This window comes from Streptomyces sp. NBC_00210 (assembly GCF_045160975.1).
Taxonomy (GTDB): Bacteria; Actinomycetota; Actinomycetes; order Streptomycetales; family Streptomycetaceae; genus Streptomyces.
The window spans coordinates 8,387,477-8,407,827 of record NZ_CP108120.1; the positions used below are offsets into that span (position 1 = coordinate 8,387,477).

The 20,351-nt window shown below is 70.1% G+C and carries 15 protein-coding genes and 1 pseudogene; 10 read left to right on the top strand and 6 right to left on the bottom strand.

Annotated features, from left to right (window positions below; genetic code table 11):
- Positions 1-24 precede the first annotated feature (24 nt).
- Positions 25-1,173, bottom strand: a complete 1,149-nt coding sequence (locus tag OG729_RS37695) for an NAD(P)/FAD-dependent oxidoreductase (protein ID WP_405810586.1) — start codon at positions 1,171-1,173, stop codon at positions 25-27.
- 77 nt (positions 1,174-1,250) lie between these two features.
- Positions 1,251-2,579 carry an aminopeptidase P family protein gene (locus tag OG729_RS37700; RefSeq protein WP_405810587.1) on the bottom strand — a complete coding sequence of 443 codons (1,329 nt, stop codon included), beginning with the start codon at positions 2,577-2,579 and terminating at the stop codon, positions 1,251-1,253.
- Positions 2,580-2,808: 229 nt separating this feature from the next.
- Here OG729_RS37700 and OG729_RS37705 point away from each other — a divergent pair, with 229 nt between their 5' ends.
- The 8 genes from OG729_RS37705 (at position 2,809) to OG729_RS37740 (ending at position 14,611) form a co-directional block, all read left to right on the top strand.
- Positions 2,809-5,130: a collagenase gene (locus tag OG729_RS37705; protein ID WP_405810589.1), complete on the top strand. Its 2,322-nt coding sequence runs from the start codon at positions 2,809-2,811 to the stop codon at positions 5,128-5,130.
- A gap of 177 nt (positions 5,131-5,307) precedes the next feature.
- Complete coding sequence (locus tag OG729_RS37710) at positions 5,308-5,757, top strand: DUF2871 domain-containing protein (protein ID WP_405810591.1); 450 nt, start codon at positions 5,308-5,310, stop codon at positions 5,755-5,757.
- Positions 5,758-5,877: 120 nt separating this feature from the next.
- On the top strand, positions 5,878-6,984 hold the full coding sequence (locus OG729_RS37715; protein WP_405810592.1) for a hypothetical protein: 1,107 nt from the start codon (positions 5,878-5,880) through the stop codon (positions 6,982-6,984).
- A 182-nt stretch (positions 6,985-7,166) separates the two neighbouring features.
- A complete protein-coding gene (locus OG729_RS37720) occupies positions 7,167-8,867 on the top strand; it encodes a CocE/NonD family hydrolase (RefSeq protein ID WP_405810594.1) in 1,701 nt (566 codons plus the stop codon).
- Positions 8,868-8,995: 128 nt separating this feature from the next.
- Positions 8,996-9,397, top strand: coding sequence for a VOC family protein (locus tag OG729_RS37725; protein ID WP_405810596.1), 402 nt, complete (start codon positions 8,996-8,998; stop codon positions 9,395-9,397).
- Positions 9,398-9,457: 60 nt separating this feature from the next.
- A complete protein-coding gene (locus OG729_RS37730; protein WP_405810598.1) occupies positions 9,458-12,223 on the top strand; it encodes a SpoIIE family protein phosphatase in 2,766 nt (921 codons plus the stop codon).
- A gap of 277 nt (positions 12,224-12,500) precedes the next feature.
- Positions 12,501-13,565 carry a tetratricopeptide repeat protein gene (locus tag OG729_RS37735; RefSeq protein WP_405810600.1) on the top strand — a complete coding sequence of 355 codons (1,065 nt, stop codon included), beginning with the start codon at positions 12,501-12,503 and terminating at the stop codon, positions 13,563-13,565.
- On the top strand, positions 13,562-14,611 hold the full coding sequence (locus OG729_RS37740; RefSeq protein ID WP_405810602.1) for a polyprenyl synthetase family protein: 1,050 nt from the start codon (positions 13,562-13,564) through the stop codon (positions 14,609-14,611). Before OG729_RS37735 ends, OG729_RS37740 begins: the two co-directional genes overlap by 4 nt.
- Positions 14,612-14,752: 141 nt before the next feature.
- Here OG729_RS37740 and OG729_RS37745 read toward each other — a convergent pair whose 3' ends face one another.
- Complete coding sequence (locus OG729_RS37745; protein WP_360881974.1) at positions 14,753-15,484, bottom strand: peptidase E; 732 nt, start codon at positions 15,482-15,484, stop codon at positions 14,753-14,755.
- 227 nt (positions 15,485-15,711) lie between these two features.
- Between OG729_RS37745 and OG729_RS37750 the strand changes: the two genes are divergently transcribed.
- Positions 15,712-16,554, top strand: a complete 843-nt coding sequence (locus OG729_RS37750; protein ID WP_405810604.1) for a hypothetical protein — start codon at positions 15,712-15,714, stop codon at positions 16,552-16,554.
- Positions 16,555-16,722: 168 nt separating this feature from the next.
- Positions 16,723-17,181, top strand: a complete 459-nt coding sequence (locus OG729_RS37755; RefSeq protein WP_405810606.1) for a DUF5709 domain-containing protein — start codon at positions 16,723-16,725, stop codon at positions 17,179-17,181.
- 163 nt (positions 17,182-17,344) lie between these two features.
- Here OG729_RS37755 and OG729_RS37760 read toward each other — a convergent pair whose 3' ends face one another.
- The 3 genes and pseudogenes from OG729_RS37760 to OG729_RS37770 form a co-directional block, all read right to left on the bottom strand.
- Positions 17,345-18,160, bottom strand: a complete 816-nt coding sequence (locus tag OG729_RS37760) for a maleylpyruvate isomerase family mycothiol-dependent enzyme (RefSeq protein WP_405810607.1) — start codon at positions 18,158-18,160, stop codon at positions 17,345-17,347.
- A gap of 67 nt (positions 18,161-18,227) precedes the next feature.
- Positions 18,228-19,547, bottom strand: coding sequence for an aldehyde dehydrogenase family protein (locus tag OG729_RS37765; protein ID WP_405811425.1), 1,320 nt, complete (start codon positions 19,545-19,547; stop codon positions 18,228-18,230).
- A pseudogene (locus OG729_RS37770) lies at positions 19,533-20,225 on the bottom strand (type 1 glutamine amidotransferase domain-containing protein); the annotation flags it as partial. The gene OG729_RS37765 and the pseudogene OG729_RS37770, both read right to left, overlap by 15 nt.
- Positions 20,226-20,351 lie beyond the last annotated feature (126 nt).

Consider the following 20,351-nt stretch of genomic DNA (forward strand, 5'->3'; position numbering starts at 1 on the left):
TTCCTTGCCGTGACGGGTCTTCGGTCACCGCTGGTCCTCGAAGCGGTCCGGCGCGAACGGCTCTGCCCGCAACGGGAGTTCGCTGCCCCTCAGCATGCCGGCGACGAGCAGGCCCGTGGCCGGAGCCAGGCCGATGCCCGCGCCTTCGTGCCCGCAGGCGTGGAACAGGCCCGGAGCCCTGGGGTCCGGACCGATGGCGGGGAGGTGGTCCGGCAGGTACGGGCGGAAGCCCGCGTACGTGCGCATCGCGGATACCCCGGCGAGCACCGGGAAGAGCGTGGTCGCTTGCGCGGCCAGCCGACGCAGTACCTCCACCGAGAGCGAACGGTCGAAGCCGACCCGCTCGCGGCTCGCTCCGATCAGGACCGGGCCCGCCGGGGTGCCCTCGACCACGGCCGAGGTCTGCAGCTCGGCCGAGCCGCTGGCCACATCGGCCACATAGTCCGCCGCGTACACCTTGTGCCGCACCAGGCGCGGCAGAGGCTCCGTGACGAGTACGAATCCGCGCCGCGGCAGGACGGGGAGTGAGACGCCGGCCAGGCCGGCCACTGCACCGCCCCAGGTGCCCGCCGCGTTGACCACATGGGGTGTGTGCAGCTCACCGGAGGCGGTCCGCACACCGCGAATCTCGCCCGAGGAGCCGGTGAGGATCCCGGTGACCTCCTCGCCGAGCCGCACTTCGGCGCCGGAGGCGTGCAGCAGGTGGGCCGCGGCGAGCGCGGGCTGGACCTGTGCGTCCTGCGGATAGTGGAACGCTCCCGGCAGGCCCGGAGCGAGGTGCGGCTCCAGTTCGTGCAACGAGTCGCCCGGTACCTCCAGCGCTTTCACCCCGGCGGCCGACTGCGCCGCGGCGAACTCCCGCAGCGCGGTCAGCCGGGTTTCGTCGGAGGCGACGACGAGTCCGCCCTTCGCCTCGAACTCGATGTCCGGCGGCAGCGCTTCGGCGAGCTCCCGCCACAGCGAGGCGGACAGCAGCGCCAGTTCGAGTTCGGGGCCGGGCTCCTTGTCGGAGACCAGCAGATTGCCCTCACCCGCACCGGTCGTGCCGCCCGCGACGGGGCCGCGGTCGATCACGGTGACGGAGAGGCCGGACCGAGCGGCGTAGTAGGCGCAGGCCGCGCCGATCACCCCGGCCCCGATGACGACGATGTCCGGCGATTTTCCTGTGGGCACGAGAGTAATATGTCACATGGCATTTTCTCTGCCAAGGTCCTCCCAGGCCCGGCCGGACGCGCACCGCGGGGCGGCGGTCAGCCGTCGAGGAGCGCGCCCATCCAGGACTCGATTCCGTCGGGTGTCCGCGGCAGTGCGCCGGACATCAGGCGGGCACCATCCCCGGTGATCACCAGGTCGTCCTCGATCCGCACTCCGATGCCCCGCAGCTCGGCCGGCAGCGTCTCGTCGTCCGGCTGGAAGTACAGGCCCGGCTCCACGGTGAGCACACTGCCCTCCGTCAGCACGCCGTCCAGATAGGTCTCGACCCGGGCCTGCGCGCAGTCATGGACATCGAGTCCGAGCATGTGGCCACTGCTGCAGAGCGTGTAGCGCCGGTGCAGATCGCCCTCCGGGCTCTTCAGAATTCCCCACTCGGCCAGTCCCTCGGAGATCACCCGCATGCCTGCCCGGTGGAAGTCCCGGAAGCTCGCGCCGGGCCTGAGTGCGGCCATCCCCGCCTCCTGGGCGGCCAGCACCAGCTCGTACACCTGCCGCTGAACGGACGAGAAGCGCCCGGAGAGCGGAAGAGTGCGGGTGATGTCGGCGGTGTAGAGGGAGTCGGTCTCCACGCCCGCATCGAGCAGCAACAGCTCCCGCGCGTCCAGCGGGCCGTCGTTGCGTATCCAGTGCAGTACGCAGGCGTGCGCGCCGGATGCCGCGATGGTGTCGTAACCTGTGCCGTTGCCCTCGGCGCGGGCGCGCAGCCCGAAGACCCCCTCGATCCAGCGCTCACCGCGCGGATGTGTCAGGGCTCGCGGCAGCGCCCGCACGACATCCTCGAAACCGGACGTGGTGTGGTCGACGGCGAGCTGGAGCTGGTCCACCTCCCAGGCGTCCTTGACCAGCCGCAGTTCGCTCAGCGCGGAGGCGAGTTCCCTGTCGCGCGACGGGTCGCGGCCGGGAGGCAGTTTTCCGTACGCATCCAGGTGCTCGCAGCGGATGCCGGTCATCCGCTCCGCCTCGCCGAGGTCGGGGCGCCGGCCGACCCAGAACTCGCCGTAGCGGCGGTCCCGGTAGAACTCCTCGCTGTCGTCGCGCGGGGAGCGTGGCCGGACATGGAGCACGGCCTCGTGGCTGCCGGGCCCCGACGGCTCCAGCACCAGTACGTGTCCCGCCTGGTCCTCGCCGGTCAGTCCGGTCAGCCAGGCATATGCGCTGTGCGGGCGGAACCGGTAGTCGCAGTCGTTCGAACGGACCTGGAGTTCACCCGCCGGGATCACCAGCCGTTCACCGGGGAAGCGGGCGGACAGCCGGGCGCGGCGGGAAGGGGTGACCCGGGCGGCGGGCAGGAGGAGGTCGCCGGGCAGCGGGCTGGGTTCCCAGTCGCGGGCCATGAACGCCTGCAGGTCTGCGGAAGGCGTCATGTCGTGGCTCCCGGTGCGGAGCGCCTGTTCTGTCATGTAATTCGTCTCCCTGGGGGCTAGGGCCTGTCTTTCGGTCCTAGGTCCGGCGAAGTGGGGTGTGCACAGGGGTTGTGCTGTGCAATTTCACATTACTACGTTACGCATCACATGGCGCGGTAGTGGGTTCTCTCGCTTCAACTGCCGCCTGTGGCACAGCACTTCATCCCCAAACCCCCCTCAGGAGACATCGGTGTCTCGACGCAGATACGCACGCAGACCTTTAATCGCCGCAGTGACAGCAGCCGCGGCGCTGCTGGCCACATTCGGTCAGCTCGGCCAGGTCTCGGCGGCGCCCGTCCACTCGCAGCGAACCGCCGCCCCCGCCGGACCCGTTGACCGCCACGACCCGCACGACGAGGTGGAACGCCTCGCCAGGGCGCCGAAGGCCACGGTCCGCACCGCGCCCGCCCCCGGCGGGTTGCCGGAGGGCCGTGTCCCCGGCCCCCGTACGACGGGCAAGGCCAAGGCGGCGGCCGGCACGAACGCGGTCCCCTGCACCCTCGACGGCGTCACCGGCCTCACCCCGGATCAGTTCGCCGACTTCCTCGCCGATCCGTCCGTCACCGCCGACGGCTGTCTGCGCGGCCTCATCTGGACCTGGGACGCCCGCCTCGCGCCGGTCATGTCCGATGCCCACGTCCAGGCCGTCTCCCGCCGGATATCCACGCTCGCCCCGGCCCACAACGGGAAGAACGGCAGCCATCTGCTGGAGATGCTCACCTATCTCCACGCCGTGGTGTACCACGACTTCTCGCGCACCGAGATCGACGTCACCGACGCCCCGACCACCGAAGCCATGCGCCGCGGCATCAATGCCTTCGGGACGGCGTCCCGCTCCTTCGACGTGACGCGCACCAACGCCGAAACCCTGCGCGAGGCGCTCTACGCGGGCAGCGGCCCCGGCCTGCGCCACTCCCAGCTGGGCCTGATCCAGAAGGTGCTGGCCACCATGGACCAGTACCACACCACCACCTACAAGGACCCGGCGTGGGGCGGTGCCGCGCTCGCCGGGCTCTCCGTCAACTATCTGGGCATCTACCCGGGCAACAACGACACCTCCTTCCGCACGCTGGTCGCCCGCAATGCGACCTACCGAGGCGCTTTCAAGAAGTTCGCCGGCTACATCCACCTCAAGGGCACGCCGAACGAGTGGGTCGTGCGGGACGCGCTCGGTGAGTACGGCCGCTTCGGCCAGATCGACGCGCTGAAGTCCGAAACCGTCGCGGGCCTGGGCGCACTGCTGCCGGTCACGACGCGCAACTTCGGCGAGGGCAGCCAGCCCTGGGCCAAGGTGGCGAGCTGGCTCAACACCTTCGAGGCCTGCAAGCAGTACGGGGTGTGCAAGGCGGACATCGAGCGCCGTATCTTCCCCAACACGTACTTCTACGACAATGGCGGCCTGAAGGTACGTACCGGACTGAGCCGGGCCACCGTCGATCAGCTCTACTACGCGAGCAAGCAGGTGAAGGCGCAATTCCACCGCGTCCTCGGCACCGATGCACCGCTGGCCGATGACACCAACACCTCGCTGAACATCGTGCTCTATGCCTCGCGCGCCGACTACGAGACGTACCACCCGCTGCTCACCGGCATGGGCACCAACAACGGCGGCATCTACATCGAGCGTGGCGCAACCTTCTACACGTACCAACGGCGCGTTCCGCAGGACTCCTCGCTCACCCTTGAGGAGCTCTTCCGCCACGAGTACACGCACTACCTCAACGGCCGCTGGGCGGTTCCCGGTTACTTCGGGGACGGCTCCTGGTACGAGGGGGATCGCACCACCGCGATGGACGAGGGCACGGCCGAGTTCTTCGACGGCGCCACCCGAGACGACGGCATCGCCGTCCGCAAGTCGCTGGTCCAGGGCGTCATCGAAGACACGGCGGGCGGCGGACCGCGCATGTCCGTCCAGCAGTTGCTGCACGCCACCTACGACGGCGACGGCTTCCGCTTCTACGACTACGCGGGCACCTTCTTCGAGTTCCTGTGGACCGAGCGGCCGTCGTTGATGCGCGAGATGTACGGATATCTGCGCGCCAACGACCCGGCAGGCTTCGACGCCTGGCGCAATCGCCTGGGCCAGGACGCCGCGCTGCAGGGCGCGTACGACAGCTTCCTGGACGCACAGATCGGCAAGGTGGACAAGCTCTTCGTGCCGAACACCACGTTCACCCCGAACGACCGGTTGAGGGACTCCTCGGCCGAGGCGGTCCGCTCCTCCTTCGCCGCCGCCACTCAGCTCACCCCCACCTGCACGACCGCACCGGACAAGACGATGCGCCGCTTCGTCTGCACCGGCCGGATCACCGCGCGCCTGACCGACTCCACGAGTCCCGATGGCGTCTTCAAGGACATGTCGGAGACGGTCGACTACTTCATCCTGGACCGGGCTCTGCCCGCGTCCACCAATCTGGCCGACATGAACTGCCACTTCGGCAAGGTCGACCTCTGGTCCGACGGGCGTGCCGGCAGCGCCGACTACACCTGCGAAGGCCCGCTGCGCAGCTGACGGGAATGATGGGATCGCCCGGGCCGTACGGTGCACATCGGCCGTACGGCCCGGGAGCGGTCCTCTGCTGCTTGCCGAGGAGCACGCGGGACTTGAAAGGTCTCCGGGGGGGCCTGCCCGAAGTGCTTCAATGACCCGCGTCAGCACCGGATTTGATCAGTAGGGAGCGGGCGCGAGATGCGGAAGTCCTACTACGCGGCACACGTGTACATGATTCTCGGAGTGATCTCCGGGCTGTACTACCGGGAGATCACCAAGCTCAACGACTTTGAGGGCGATACTCAGCTGTCGGTCGTACACACCCACTTGCTCGCCCTGGGCATGCTGGGCTTCCTCATAGTCCTCGCCCTCGACAAGCAGTTCCAGCTGTCCGAGGCGAAGCAGTTCACGTACTTCTTCTGGTTCTACAACGCGGGTATCGCGATCACCGTCCTCATGATGCTCTTCCGCGGCACCCAAACTGTGCTCGGCAACCATGTCCCCGAGGCCGTGTCGTGGATTGCCGGCCTGGGCCACATCATCCTCACGGTCGGGCTCATCCTGCTGTTCGTCCTGCTCGGCAAGCGCCTCAACGAGCCCGTGAGGACAGGGCCCGGGGACCCGGAGCCGGTGAAGACCTCGGCCTGAACTGCCCGCTTGGGAAGGTGCGCTCGGAACGCGTCCGCTCCCGTACCTGCTGAACGGAACCGGGACGGACAGCAGGGCGTGGTAGCAGCGGAAGAGGTGCTGAGGAGAGGGGAGTTCGCCGTGGCCACCAGTGCCGTGCGTATCGACGGCAACAGTCTGCTGCCGGGCGGCGGGGTGCAGATCCGTTTCATCCGTACGCTGCGCCTGCCGGAGTCGGGGACACATCCGCTGCCGCCGGGACTTGGCGAGTTCCCGGTGCGGCGCGTCGAGGATTTTCCCGACACGGTGCCGCAGCAGTGGCTCGCGCGGGGCGGCGTGATGCTGCCGGTGTACCTGCGGGAGGCCATGTGGCTGAGTTTCGCGGGCAGCCGGGAACCGGCGGCGCTCCAGATCGGCGTGGGCAAGGTGTGTGCTGTTTCCGGTCAGCGGTGGACCGGCAGGCTGACGCGCGAGCCGCAGAACTATGTGGTGCTGCCCCGGCAACCGTGGCTGGACGGCATCAATTCAGGCCAGGGGACGGTGCGTCAGTTCGTCGCTGTGCCACTCGGTCTGGGCGCCACAGTGGAGGGACAGATCACCGGCGAGGAGACCACGGGAGGGGTGCAGCTCCAGGCGTTCACGCTGTCCGGGCCGGCGCTCGATGCCTGGCGCGAGGAGCAGCGCGTGGAGGCGGAGCGGGCGGCACGCGCCCGGTCGGCCGCCGCATCGGCATGGACCGGGGGACCGATGGCCGCGCCGGGCGCACCGGCCGGCGCACCGGGAGGCGGCTACGGTGCGGCGTTCCCCGTAGCCATGGCCCCACCGGCAGCTCCGGCCGGGCCGCCCCCGCCCCGGCCGGCGGCCGCGATGGGACTGGGAGCGGGCGGCGCGATGCGGCAGGAGGTCTACCAGGACGACCGGCCCCTGTCCGACTGGGCCGAGGACCCCTCCGGCCGGGTGTTCGTCCATCTGGTGACCCCGCCCGAGTGGCGCCGTATCACCGGTGAGGAGGCGCCGCCGTCGCCCGTCGACCGTGCCGCCTACACCCGCGCGGGGCTCCCCTGGTTCGACTACTACGACGAGGACGGCACCGATCTCGCGCCGACGGACGCTCTGAGCCAGGTCAAGCCGGTCGGTGACTGGCTCGGCGACGACCACACCCCGTGGGCCCCGCCCGGCGCCCACCAGGTCAAGCCCCTCGGCGACGCGCCGCCGCCCGGGAGGCCGGTGACGGACGGGGACTGGTGAGCTGAGGCCGCCGTACGGGCAACCCGACGGTCGGGGCGAGGGCGGGCGGCCTCCCGATCCCTACCCGTCGGTAATTTGGCTGATCGTTGTCTCACTGCGGCCGTTTCTGCACCTCTACGCTCCGATCACCCCGCAGATGGCGTGCCTGCCTGGCACGACGGTCTGAACCAGATGGAGCCCCAGTGAGACGAACGCAACGCCCCGGCGGACACCGCGCCAGTGTCCGGACGACGAGTGCCGCGGTTGCCGCGGCACTCGTCTTCGTCGGAACAGTCGCTGCGGCACCGGCAGCACAGGCGGCGCCCACGTCGGCGGACCAGGGGCCGGAGCGCGCGGCTGCCCACGCCGCGGCGGTGCCCTCCTTCCGCCTCGCCGACATCCCCATGAAGGACGGCGTCGTCCTCAAGGCGAACGTCTTCACCCCCGCCCCCGGCACACCCGGCGCCGACGTGTACGGCCGCTACCCGGTGATCGTGCAGCCGGCCAGCTGGGGACAGAACGACTACGAGTACATCCTCCAGGGCAAGCGGCTCGCCTCAGGCGGCTACGTCGTGGTCACCTACACGGTCCGCGGCTTCTGGTTCTCCGGAGGAGAGGTCGACGTCGCGGGACCCAAGGACGTGGCGGACATCTCGTCGGTCATCGACTGGGTCCTCGCCCGGACTCCGGCCGATCCGCAGCGTATCGGCATGACCGGTCTCTCCCTGGGCGGCGGCCTGACCCTGATGGGAGCCGCCGCCGACCCGCGGATCAAAGCGGTGGCCGCGATGAGCGGTTGGGGCGACCTGGCCGACTCGCTGTACAGCGGCGAGACCCGGCATCTGCAGGCCGCCGCCGCACTCACTGCCGTACAGGTGCCCACCGGACGCCAGAGCGCCGAGTTCCATCGGATGCTGACCGACCTCTTCGCCGACCGCAACGCGCCCGAAGTCGTCAACTGGGCGCGGACCAGATCCCCGGGCGCGTACGTGGACCGCATCAATGCCAACGGCACGGCCGTCTTCATTGCCAGTGCATGGGGGGACAGCATCTTCAACCCCAGCCAGATCACTGCCTTCTACCAGAAGCTGACCGGCCCCAAGCGGATCGAGCTGCGTCCCGGCGACCATGCCACGCAGGAGGTCACCGGCCTGCTGGGGCTGGACAACGCCACCTGGGCGAGCGCGCTTCGCTGGTTCGACGAGCACCTCAAGAGCAGCGGCGGCACACCCCGGCCTCCGGTGGAGCTGGAAGTGCGGCCCACCGGTGCACAGGAGACCTATCCGTCCTGGCAGGCGGTCAGTTCCCGGACCGAGCGGTTGCAGCTCGGCCGAGCGAACGCTTTCGGTACCGGTGCGCTCGGCGGCGGTACACCCGGGAGCGGCGGCACCGTGGGGACGGGGTGGTGGACGTCCGTCGCCGGGGGTACGAACTCGGGAGCCGACGGCGGCATCACCGAAGTGTCCGGGCTGCTCGACCAGCTCGTGAAGCTGCCTCCCGTCGTCGTTGTACCGCTCATTCCCCGCTGGGCCGGAGCCGTATGGGAGTCGGCGCCGTACGCGGCCACGCAGAACATCCGCGGAGCCGTCAAGCTGCACACGACCGGCACCGCCTCCGCGCCCGAGGGCACGGTGATCGGCTACCTCTACGACGTGAACCCCCTCGGCGTGGGGAAGCTGATCAGCCACGCCCCGCAGAGTTGGACCGGCAGGACGCCGGGGCAGGCTTTCCCCCTCGACATCCAGCTCTTCGCCACGGCCTACGACCTGCCCGCGGGACACCGGCTGGCCCTGGTCCTCGACACCGAGGACCCGCTGTACGGAGGTCGCTCCCCGATAGGCAGCAAGGTGTCGTTCGGCTCGCCGGAGAACGACCCGTCCGAACTGGTGCTGCCTCTGCGCTGAGCACCGGCCCTCGTGGATGCGCAGTGCGACCAGTGGAGTCAGGATCTTCTCAACGGACACGATCCGCCCCTGCCTGCAGCGGAGCTGGTACGGGTTCCTCGGGGACCGTACGACCGAAGGGACCGCAGATGACGACGGACTTCCCCAACGGAGCGGAGTTGACCCATCTGCTGGTGGTCAGCGAGCTCGCCCGGTCCCGCGACTTCTACCGCGACGTCGTGGGCGCCGAGATTGTCCGCGAATACGGCGGAACCAGCGCTGTACTGCGCCTCTGCGGGACCTGGATGCTGCTGGTCACCGGCGGCGGGCCCACCGAGGACAAGCCCACCGTGACGTTCACCCCGCCCGCAGACGCAGACCGGGTGAGCCATGAGATGACCTTCCGCGTGGCCGACTGCCGAGCGGCCTACGCCACGCTGCGCGCCCGCGGCGCGCATTTCCTGACTCAGCCTGTGGACCACGGTGCGGAGGTCCGGTGCTTCTTCCGCGATCCCGACGGTCATCTGCTCGAACTGAGCGAAGCCCGCTGACACCTCACGGTCAGCGTCCGGTCGGCCGCTGGATGCTCTCGGCCCGTCAGCAGACCATCAATGTGCCGCAGGGCACCTCGCGGTGCTAGAACGGTTAACGTGGTCAAACGTCTCGACCGATTCCGGAACGCACCGGTTCGGTCACTGGCCGATAAATATCCGCGGAGCGTGGCCGGGCAGGTCTTCGCTCTGCAGGTGGCTGTCGTGGTGCTGCTCGTGGCGACCGCGGTGCTGGCGCTTGTGCTGCAGTCCCGGCACGACAGCAGCACGGAGGCGAAGCACCGTTCTGTTGCCGTCGCGGAGACCTTCGCGCACTCTCCGGGGGTGCTGGCCGCGCTGAAGCTTCCTGATCCTTCCAAGGTGCTCCAGCCGCTGACCGAGGCGGGGCGGAAGGCGGCCGGCGTCGACTTCATCGTGGTGATGGACACGAAGGGGATCCGCTACACGCATCCCAAGCCGGACCGGATCGGGAAGAGGTTCGTCGGCACCATCGAGCCCTCGCTGGCCGGCCGCGTGTACACAGAGAGCGTCCACGGTCCGCTCGGCCACGAGGTGCAGGCGGTCGTGCCCATCTTCGACGGCAAGGGCCGAGTCGTGGCCTTGGTGTCCGCCGGCTTGAAGGTCAAGAACGTGAGCAGCGTGGTGGACCGGCAGCTGCCGATCATCCTCGGCGCCGGAGCTGCCGCGCTCGCCCTGGCCACGGGCGGGACGGCGCTGGTGGCCAGGCGGCTGCGGCGGCAGACGCACCGTCTGGGCCCGGCCGAGATGACCCGTATGTACGAGCATCACGACGCTGTGCTGCACGCCGTCCGCGAAGGTGTGCTCATCGTCGGCAACGCCGGTCAGCTGCTGCTGGCGAACGACGAGGCCAGGCGGCTTCTGGAGGTGCCGCCCGACGCCGAGGGGCGGCACATCTCGGAACTGCCCAGCCTTGATCCCAGCACGGTGGAGCTGCTGACCTCGGGCCGCGTGGCCACGGACGAGGTGCACCTGGCCGGGGAGCGGCTGCTTGTGGTGAACCAGCGGCCAACGGATCGTCACGGCGGCCCCAAGGGGACGGTCGCGACCCTGCGTGACTCCACGGAGCTGCGGGCGCTGTACGGCAGGGCGGAGATGGCCCGCGAGCGGCTGAGACTGCTGTACGACGCCGGTCTGGGCATCGGTACCACCCTCGACGTGGTGCGTACGGCCGAGGAACTGGCGAAGGTCGCGGTCCCTCGATTCGCCGACTTCGTCACCGTCGATCTGGCCGACCCGGTCCTGCGCGGGGAGGAGCCGGCCGGTACGGGCGACATGCGCCGCACCGCCGTCCACGGCATCCGGGACGACCATCCCCTCTATGAACTCGACCGCCTGATCGAGTTCCTTCCCTCCACACCGCAGGCAAGGGGCCTCGGCAGCGGCCGGTCGGAGCTGGTGCCCGACCTGTCCGCCGCGCCCGGCTGGCTTGCCCAGGACCCGGCGCGGACCCGGATGATCGTCGAGTACGGCATCCATTCGCTCATCACAGTGCCCCTCCAGGCGCGGGGCGTCATCCTCGGCGTCGCCAACTTCTGGCGCTCGGAGAAACCCCAGCCGTTCGAGGAGGACGACCTGTCCCTGGCCGGGGAACTGGTCGCCCGGGCGGCGGTCAGTATCGACAACGCCCGCCGCTACACCCGTGAGCACACCCTGGCCGTGGCTCTGCAGCGCAGCCTGCTGCCGCGGGCCCTGCCCGAGCAGAGCGCCCTCGATGTGGCCCACCGCTACCTGCCTGCGCTGTCCGGGGTGAGCGGGGACTGGTTCGATGTGATCCCGCTTCCGGGCAATCGGGTGGCGCTGGTCGTCGGCGATGTCGTGGGCCACGGCCTGCACGCGGCCGCCACGATGGGACGGCTGCGCACGGCGGTGCACAACTTCTCCACCCTCGACCTGCCGCCCGACGAGATCCTCAGTCACCTCGACGACCTGGTCGGGCGTATCGACCAGGAGGAGGCCGGCGCGACCGTCGGTGCGGGGGTCATGGGCGCCACCTGCCTGTACGCGATCTACGATCCCGTCTCCTGCCGCTGCGCCATGGCGCGGGCCGGGCACCCCGTGCCCGCGCTGGTCCACCCCGACGGCAGTGTGTCGTTCCCCGATCTGCCGGCCGGGCTGCCCCTGGGCCTGGGCGGTATGCCGTTCGAGGCCGCCGAGCTGGAGCTGGCAGAGGGGACGCAACTCGTCCTTTACACCGACGGGCTCATCGAGGACCGCAGCCGGGACATCGACGTGGGGATCGAGCTGCTGCGTCAGGCCCTGTCGTCCCATCCCGACCGGACGCCGGAGGAGAGCTGTCAGGCGGTGCTCGACGAGCTCCTGCCCGGCCGGCCGAAGGACGACGTGGCGCTGCTCATCGCCCGCACCCGGGCGGTTCCGGCCGACCACGTCGCCAGCTGGGACGTGCCGTTCGATCCGGCCGCCGTGGCCGGGATGCGTGCCGCCGTTGCCGAGAAGCTGGACGAATGGGACCTGTCCGAGCTCGCGTTCGCCATGGAGCTGGTGCTCAGCGAGCTGATCACCAACGCCATCCGCTACGGCTCCGCGCCGGTCACGATGCGACTGCTGCGCGACCGCACCCTGACGTGCGAGGTGGCCGACGGCAGCAGTACATCGCCCCATCTGCGGTATGCGGCCACGATGGATGAAGGAGGCCGCGGCCTGTTCCTCGTCGCGCAGATGGCCGACCGCTGGGGCACCCGCTACACGCCCCAGGGGAAGGTCATCTGGGCGGCGCTGTCGCTGCCCCGGCCCGGCGAGAGCGTGGACGGCGCGGCGTGGCTCGACGTCTTCGACGCGGAACTCTGACTGTCGCACTGGCACTCCGGGGGAGCAGCTGCGGAGCATGACGCCCGCCGGGCCCTCTCGTCGCCTCTCCCGGAAACTCGCCGCGCACGAGCAACCCCGAGCGCGCGGCAGCCGTCTTGATCAACAGCAAGGCGGATCGCCGCATTCGCCGCAGGTGACCGGTGGCTCCCGGATCCCCCCACGGGCCAGAGTCAGAGCTCCAGGCCGCTATACGCTGCATGTATACGTGTCGTGTATAGCTGCTCGCTTCTGTCCTGGCCATGCACGAAAGGCACCCATGCACAGCAAGGCATTCGCGCCCGAGTACCAAGGCGCCCTCACCGAAATGTCGGTGAACTCCTCCCTCACGGACGTACTGGCCAAAGGGACCCAGCACTTGAGGGCGGCGGAAGTCTCCGGCTCACAGCAGGAGGTGGCGCGGTCCGGGCTCGCCGTGGCCGAGGCGCACCGCAGGCTGGGCAACGTCAACGAAGCCGATAGGGCCTGGAAGGCCAGTTACCGGGCCGCCCGCTCGGCCGGTGACCTGGGAGCCATGGCCTGGGCGCTGTGGAGCGGTGGGACGCTCGCCCGGCAGCGAGGCGAACTCGCGCTGGCCTTCCGGCTGCTGGGGCTGGCCGCCGACATGGGCAAGCGCGGCGGCGACGTCGTTGCGCGCGGCTACTCCCTCGCCGGTCTGGCGGAGACCGGACGGATACAGGGCGACTACCAGGCCGTCGCGGCCCTGCACGAGCAACTGCTCGCCGAGGCGCGCAAACGCGGCGAGGCACGCCACACCGTGTGGGCGCTGGAGGGCATCGCGCAGATCCACCGCAACACCGGCTCGTACGACACGGCTTTTGCGATGTTCGAGGAAGCGGCTCAGATAGCCGGGAAGGCCGACGACCGGCGCGGGCGGGCGTGGGCCCTGCGCGGCATGGCCGACATCGTTTCCCTGCGGGACGACGACACCGAGCGCGCCCTCTCCCTGCTCACCGAGGCCGAACTCACCTGCCGCGAGATGAAGTTGTCCAGCGCCCTCGCCTACAACCACAAGATGCGTGCCAACGTGCTCTTCCGCGCCCGCCGTTACGGCGAAGCCCGCCGGGTCTACGAGGAAGCGCTCGCGGAGTTCCGCGCCATGGGCGAGCCGCGGGGCGAGGCGCTGGCCCGGCTCGGGCTGGTCAAAGCGCTCGCCCACCTGGGCCGGGACCACGCAGAAACCGCCGCGGAGTTGGACGAGTTGCGTCGCACTCTCGACCGGATCGGCCTGCGTCACGCCCGGGACATGGTCGACAAGGCTCATGCCGAACTCGGGGTAGTGCCCCTTGCCGGCGCGGCAGGCGAGGGCGGCGAGCGACGATGACGCTGCCCGTAACCGCCCAGGCGACCGCACCGCAGATTCTCGCCCGTTGCCGCGACCTCGTACGGCCGGCCTTCACACAGGCGGTCCAACGCCTTCACCCCTGGCCGGCCGAGATGGCTGCCTTCTCTCTCGGCTGGAGCAACGTGGGCGGCAGACTCGTTCCCGGCTCGCACGGCAAGGGAGTGCGCCAAGCGCTCACGGTGCTCTGCGCCGAGGCCGCGGGCGCGCCTGGGGAGGACGCCGTCGTCGGCGCGGTCGCCGTCGAACTGATCCACACGTTCACGCTCCTGCACGACGACATCATGGACGGCGATGAGACGCGCCGGCAGCGCGCGACCGTGTGGAAGGCGTACGGCACCGGTCCCGCAGTCCTGGCGGGGGACGCACTCTTCGCCCTGGCCGTGGAGACGCTGGCCAACGCCCGCACCGTACACAGCGGTGCAGCGGTCAGGCACCTGGCGGGGACGCTGAACGACCTGGTGCGCGGTCAGGCCGAAGACCTGCTCTTCGAGTCCCGGCCCTGGACGGGGCCGGGCACGGTGCGGCCGGACGAGTACAGGTCCATGGCAGAGCACAAGACCGGCGCGCTGCTCGGCTGTGCCGCAGGCCTGGGCGCCGTGCTCGCCGGGGCCCCGACCTCGACCGTCAACGCCCTCGCCCAGGCCGGTCGGCATCTCGGGGTGGCCTTCCAGGTCGTGGACGACCTGCTGGGAATCTGGGGAGACCCGCAGGTCACGGGGAAACCGGTGCACAGCGATCTGCGCCGGCTGAAGAAGACGTACCCCGTCCTGGCGGCCCTGGCCACAGACGGCCCGGCCGCACGGCGCCTCGCCGCGCTCCTGACCTCCGACCATCCGCTCGACGACACCGCCGCACGCCGAGCCGCCGAACTCATCGAAGACGCGGGCGGACGCTCCGCCACGCTGACCGAAGCCCACCACCACATGGACAGCGCCCGCGACTGCCTGACGAGCATCCCGCTGGCACCGACGGCGGTCGGCGAGATCCTTACGCTCCTGCAGTTCCTCGTCGACCGCAGAATGTGACGGATCGTCGCGGGCAGGCTGGGGCTGCCCCAGTGGCTGGGCGTCGTTGCACAGTCGGGCATATGGCCCCGGCCCAAGCTCTTCCGGTTCTCAGGGGAGAAGAGGCGCGGGGCCATAACGACCAGGGGCGCCGTCAGAACCTCAATGGGGCAGCCGACGTGGCTCGATGCGTTCTTCGACGGCCGAATCGCCTTCGCGCACGACGACGTAGGCGCCCTTCCCGGGCACCTCCGTGACGGCTTCCGCCAGCTCGGTGCCGCGGTAGACCAGTCCCACTCCATCGTCAGTGCAGTGCGTGACCGGCAAGGTGCCGTCGGCAACCAGTCGATGGATCAGCGGGCGGCGGCCTTTGTCGCTGTCGTAGTGCACGCCGTTGCCGTAGGGCAGGAAGCCGAGTGCGTTGGTGAGCGGTCGCAGCTCGGGCCCGAAGGAGTCGGTGGCGCCACCCTGGAACCAGCAAATCGATCCCGCGCTGACCCCGCTGAGTACGACGCCCGCCTCCCAAGCTCGCCGGAAGATGCCGTCGAGCCCATGAACCCGCCACACCGCCAGCAGGTTGGCCACCGAGCCACCCATGACCCAGATGACATCCTGATCGAGAACGGCGCCCTCTACATCTTCAAGATTGGGCATGGGGAAGAGGTGCAGTGGTGTCAGGTCGAAGCCGGCCACTCGAGCGGCTTCACTCATGCGTGCAGTGAAGTGCTCTGCATCGCCGATGGCCGTGCCGACGTACATGACCCGCGGCCGGCGGCCGTGGGCTCCTGATAGTTCGACCGCATGATGCACCAGGGCATCGAACATCACCATGGTCCGGCCACCAACACGGTGCCCACCGGAGGTGGCGAGGATGGTGGGCTCGGAAGCAGTCATGACTCGTGATCATATTGGCCTGCGGATCACTCACTTCGGTCCGGGGCCCATCGGCAGAAAATGACCTCTGTCCGTCGAACCCGGCCCAGCCTTTGGCGCCGCTCGCCCGGGCTCTGCAGTTCGACTGCACACGGGAGGGGGCCGGGGCTCTGTGACATCAACCGGACTGGTGGCACGATAGCCGCACAGACCGTATCGGCGGTCGTTACACGTTTCTTGGGGCACATATGAACGTCTGGCTCCCATTCCGACTCTTCGCCGCAACGGCCGTGGCCGGCCTGATGCTCACCGCCTGCAGCAGTTCTGGCGGGACTCCGAACGCGTCGAGATCACCGTCCGCCACACCCGGCACGTCCTCGCCGTCGCAGTCGTCCGCCACGCCCACCCCCTCGGCCACGTCGGCGACCACGCCGCCGGGCACTCAAGCGCCCACCACGCCCGCACCCGGCGGCAGTGCGCCGGCGTTCGGCCCCGGGCACTTCCAGCCGGTGTGGCCGTTCGCCACGCTCGCCGCAGCCCAGGCGTGGCAGCGTGAGTATCGCTCGGGCGGACACCAGCCGTGGCATCTCGACGCGGACCAGACCGCACTGTCCTTCACCCAGGGCTACCTGGGCTTCCGGGACATCGACCGAGTCTCCTCGCACAAGGTCAGCGGTGCGCATGCCCACATCGGCGTCGCAGGGAGCGGGCCCGAGGGCGGCACCGCGGCGGTTGTCCACCTCGTGCGGTACGGCACCGGCCGGGACGCCCCGTGGGAGGTCGTGGGCACCGACGACACGACGTTCTCCCTGACCATGCCCGGATATGGGTCACTCGTACGCTCCCCACTGCTGACCGGCGGGCGGATCACCGGCGTGGACGAGGGCATCCGCGTGCAGGTGCGGCAGCCGTCGTCCGCGGCGCCGTTGGGCACGTCGTGCTGCACCCCGGCGGGCGGCAACAGCCAGCCCTGGAAACAGTCCGTGTCCTTCTCCGGCGCCCGCGACCCGGTGCTCACGGTTGTCGCAACCACTGGTGGGCACGTCGCCGAGGTCGAACGCTTCACCATCACGGCGGTGCGCACCCGCTGACCGGCTCACTTGAGCACGAATGATCGATCACCCCGCGCGATCGGGCGCGGCGCACGAGGGGCCTGTCGCAGGTTCTTCCTCACCGCATGGGCGCAACCGGGATGTGGAGTGTACGTCCCGGCCGCCCCGGCGGAGACTGGAAGGGCAGGGAGGAGTAGAGGAGGAGAGATGGCCGAGAGTGGGATGGGCGACGACGTCTACCAGCCGGACGGGTCCGAGGTACAGGACGATGCCGGGCTGCTGGACGCCGAGGACACACTCGAGGATCCCTCGCTGCAGATCCTGGGCGACGGGTACTCCCCGCCGGAGCAGCCCTGGGCCGTGGAGAAAGTGGGCACCACGGCGTCGGAGCAGCATCGCGGCGAGACGCTCGACGAGCGGCTGGCCCAGGAGGCGCAGGATGTCTCCGTCCCTGCGGGCGACGGGTTGGGCGATGCCTGGGACACCGACGGCGAGCTGATCGACGACGAGGTCGGGGAGGAGAGCGCAGGGCGCCTGGTGGCGCCGGACGAGGGCGCTCACTCCAGTCTCGAGAAGTCCTTGATCGCTCACGATGTGGGCATCGACGGCGCCGCCTCGGCCGAGGAGGCGGCCATGCACCTGATCCCCGAGTCCGAGGAGTTCTGACCGGACCCGAGGCCGGCGCGTCAGTCGAGCAAGCGCCGGCGGCGGGGGCCGACCAGGAGCAACTGGCTGCGCGCGGCGGAGGTGACGCTCCTGGACGTCCGGACCTTCCTCCGCGGCCCGAAACGCCCCCGTGCCCCCACCAACGTGGCGGGCAACTGCCGCCTCAGAACTCGGAGTTGGCGAACCAGTGCGCCAGCAGGTCCTCGTCCCCGACGCGCTCGAAGACATCCGCATCGCGCTGGAGGCGGCCGTAGAGGAGCAGCAGCAGATCGGCCGCGGTTCCCTCGACGGTCGCGTCGGCGGCGGTGCCCGCTCCCGCGCCGTCTGCGTCGAGCCCGAAGCCGTCGGGCCGCAGGCGGACCACCCAGTCGCCTTCCCCGTCGGTGCACCTGAAGCGGATGGTCCTGTCGGCGCCGCGCAGGTTGGCCACCTTGGGTGCGAAGGACGTGGCGAAGGGCAGATTGACCAGGAACTCGTCGATACCGTCCGCTGCGAGCGCGGGATCGATCGAGGGGCGGAGCCCCAACGCCAGCTCCGCGTCGACCCGGTGCAGCAGGGTCTCGAACAGCATCCGCCGGGCCCAGAACCTGGCGTGGGGATCGGCGCCCCACACCCACATCGAGGCGTCCGGGTCGGTCGCGGCGAAAGCGTCCGCCGCCTCGGCCGCGCCGGCCGCCAGCCAGTCGACCCAACCGTCGTCGTGCGCCGGCAGCCGCAGGTCCACGTCGCGGCTCCGAGGGGGTTCCTGGATGCGTCCACGCAGCAGGACCGAGAACCAGCGCTGCACGCTTCCGGTGTGCTTGACCAGGTCTGCGAGCGTCCACCCGGGGCAGCTGGGCACCGGGGCCGCCAGGTCGGCACCGTCGACCACTGCCACGAACCGGGCGGTTTCCGCGGCAACGGCCGCGCGATGGTCGACCGGGGCCGATCCGTGGTCGACCGGGGCCGATCCGTGTTCGGGGTGGTCAGGGGTGTTCATGCTGTCGTCGTGCCTTTCGTGACGTCGGCCGGGCGGATGTCGCAGGCTGTCCCAGCAGCCCGGGCGCTCAGCTCAGCGGCTTGTCGAGGATCGCCTTGGCGTGGCTGAACGTGTCGATGGAGTACTCGCCGTGGTAGCGGCCCATACCGCTCTCGCCGACGCCGCCGAACGGCAGCTCGGGGACGGCCAGATGCGAGACGGGAAGGCCGAAGGTGAGAGCGCCGGAGGAGGTCTCCTCGGTCAGCCGCTGCTTGGTCCGCGCCGAGTCGGTGAAGGCGTACAGGGCAAGAGGCTTGTCGCGCTCGTTGATGAAGGCGATCGCCGCGTCGAGGTCGGGCACGCCGATGATCGGCAGGACGGGGCCGAAGATCTCCGTCTGCATCACGGGAGCCTCGGGGGAGACGTCGGCGAGGACGGTCGGAGCGAGGTAGCGGCTCGTACGGTCGTGGCCGCCGCCAATGACGATGCGGCCGTCGTCCAGCAGCGCCGTGAGCCGGTCGAAGTGCCGCTCGTTGACGATCCGTCCGTACGCGGGGCTGACCGCCGGGTCATCTCCGTACATCGTGCTGACGGCGGTGGCAAGGTGCGACTCGAGAGCGGCGGTGGTGTCGCCGATGGCGAGGATGTAGTCGGGGGCGACGCAGGTCTGGCCGGCGTTGAGGAACTTGCCCCCGGCGATCCGCTGGGCGGTGGCCTCGAGGTCGACGCCCGGTTCGACCACGACGGGGCTCTTGCCGCCGAGCTCCAGGGTGACCGGGGTGAGATTCTTGGCAGCGGCCGTCATGACGATCCGCCCGACCGTGCCGTTGCCGGTGTAGAAGATGTGGTCGAAGCGCTGGGCCAGCAGCGCGGTGGTTTCCGGGACGGCGCCCTCGACGACGGTGACGGACTGCGGGTCGAGGTAGCGGGGGAGCAGGCGAGCCATCGCCGCAGAGGTGGCCGGAGCCAGCTCGCTGGGCTTGATGACGGCGGTGTTGCCCGCCGCGAGGGCGCCGACGAGCGGCGCGAGGGCCAGCTGCAGCGGGTAGTTCCATGGCGCGATGATCAGCACGACGCCGAGCGGGTCACGTACGACCCGGGCCTCGGCGGGGCGGAAGGCCCCGGGGACTGCGGCAGGCTTCGGTCGCAGCCACTCCTCGAGGTGCCGCACGGTGTGGTCGAGCTCGTTCAACGTGAAGCCGACCTCGGTGCGGTACGCCTCGGCCGGGCTCTTCCCCAGGTCGGAGTGGAGCGCCTCCTGGAACACCTCGGCCTGCTCGGTGAGCAGCGAGCGCAGCGCCTCCAGCTGGCCGAGGCGCCGGGCGAGCGGCTTGGTACGGCCGGAGTCGAAGGTGGCGCGCAGCCGCTTCACAACCGTGCCGGCGTCGGTGGAGAGTGCCCCGACCAACTCGTGGGCCAGCGCGGCGGAGGAGCCGGGATTCTGACCGGTGTACAGGTTGCGGTCGATGACGGTGTGCGGGGTGAAGGGGGCGGCCTCGATGAAGTCGGCGCCGAGCTCGACGAGGCGGTCCTGGACCAGCCACTTGGCGTTGTCGGCGAGACCGACCGCGGCTTCTTCCGCGTTGGTGAACGCGGTCATGCGGTAGCTGGCGAACGGCCAGCTGCCGTCCTCGCGGCGGGCGGCGAGCAGGGCGGCGGGTGCATGGCAGACCACGCCCAGCGGCTTGCCCGAGTCGAGTGCGCGGGTGAGGATCCGGCCGGAGGCCTCGCTGACCGCGAGGTCCTCCATCGGGCCGTGGCCGCCGGGGTAGAAGACCAGGTCATACGCGTCCAGGTCGATGTCCTCCAGCTCGGCGGGGACATCGAGCGAGGCCCGGATGGAGTCGAGGTATGCGGCGAAGGCGTCGGCGCGCCCCTGGCCGCCGGTGGCCGCAGCGCTCAGGCTGCCCTGGTCGACGGTGGCGGCAACGCCGCCGGGTGTGGCAATGGTGATCTCGTAGCCTGCCTCCCGGAAGATCCGGTGGGGCTCGGCGAGTTCCTCGGCCCAGTAGCCGGTCGGGTGCAGCGTCCCGTCGGCGAGCGTCCAGTGGGTGGCTGCGGTCACGACGAACAGCGCGGAGGGCATGTGGTGCTCCAGTGCGGATTGGGGGTGCTCTTCAGCAGCGGCGGGGAACCGGGGCAAGTGCGCAGGCTATGGCTGACGTTGTTCAGCCGAGGTCTCAGCCACTTCCGGGAGGGTTGCGTCGTGTGC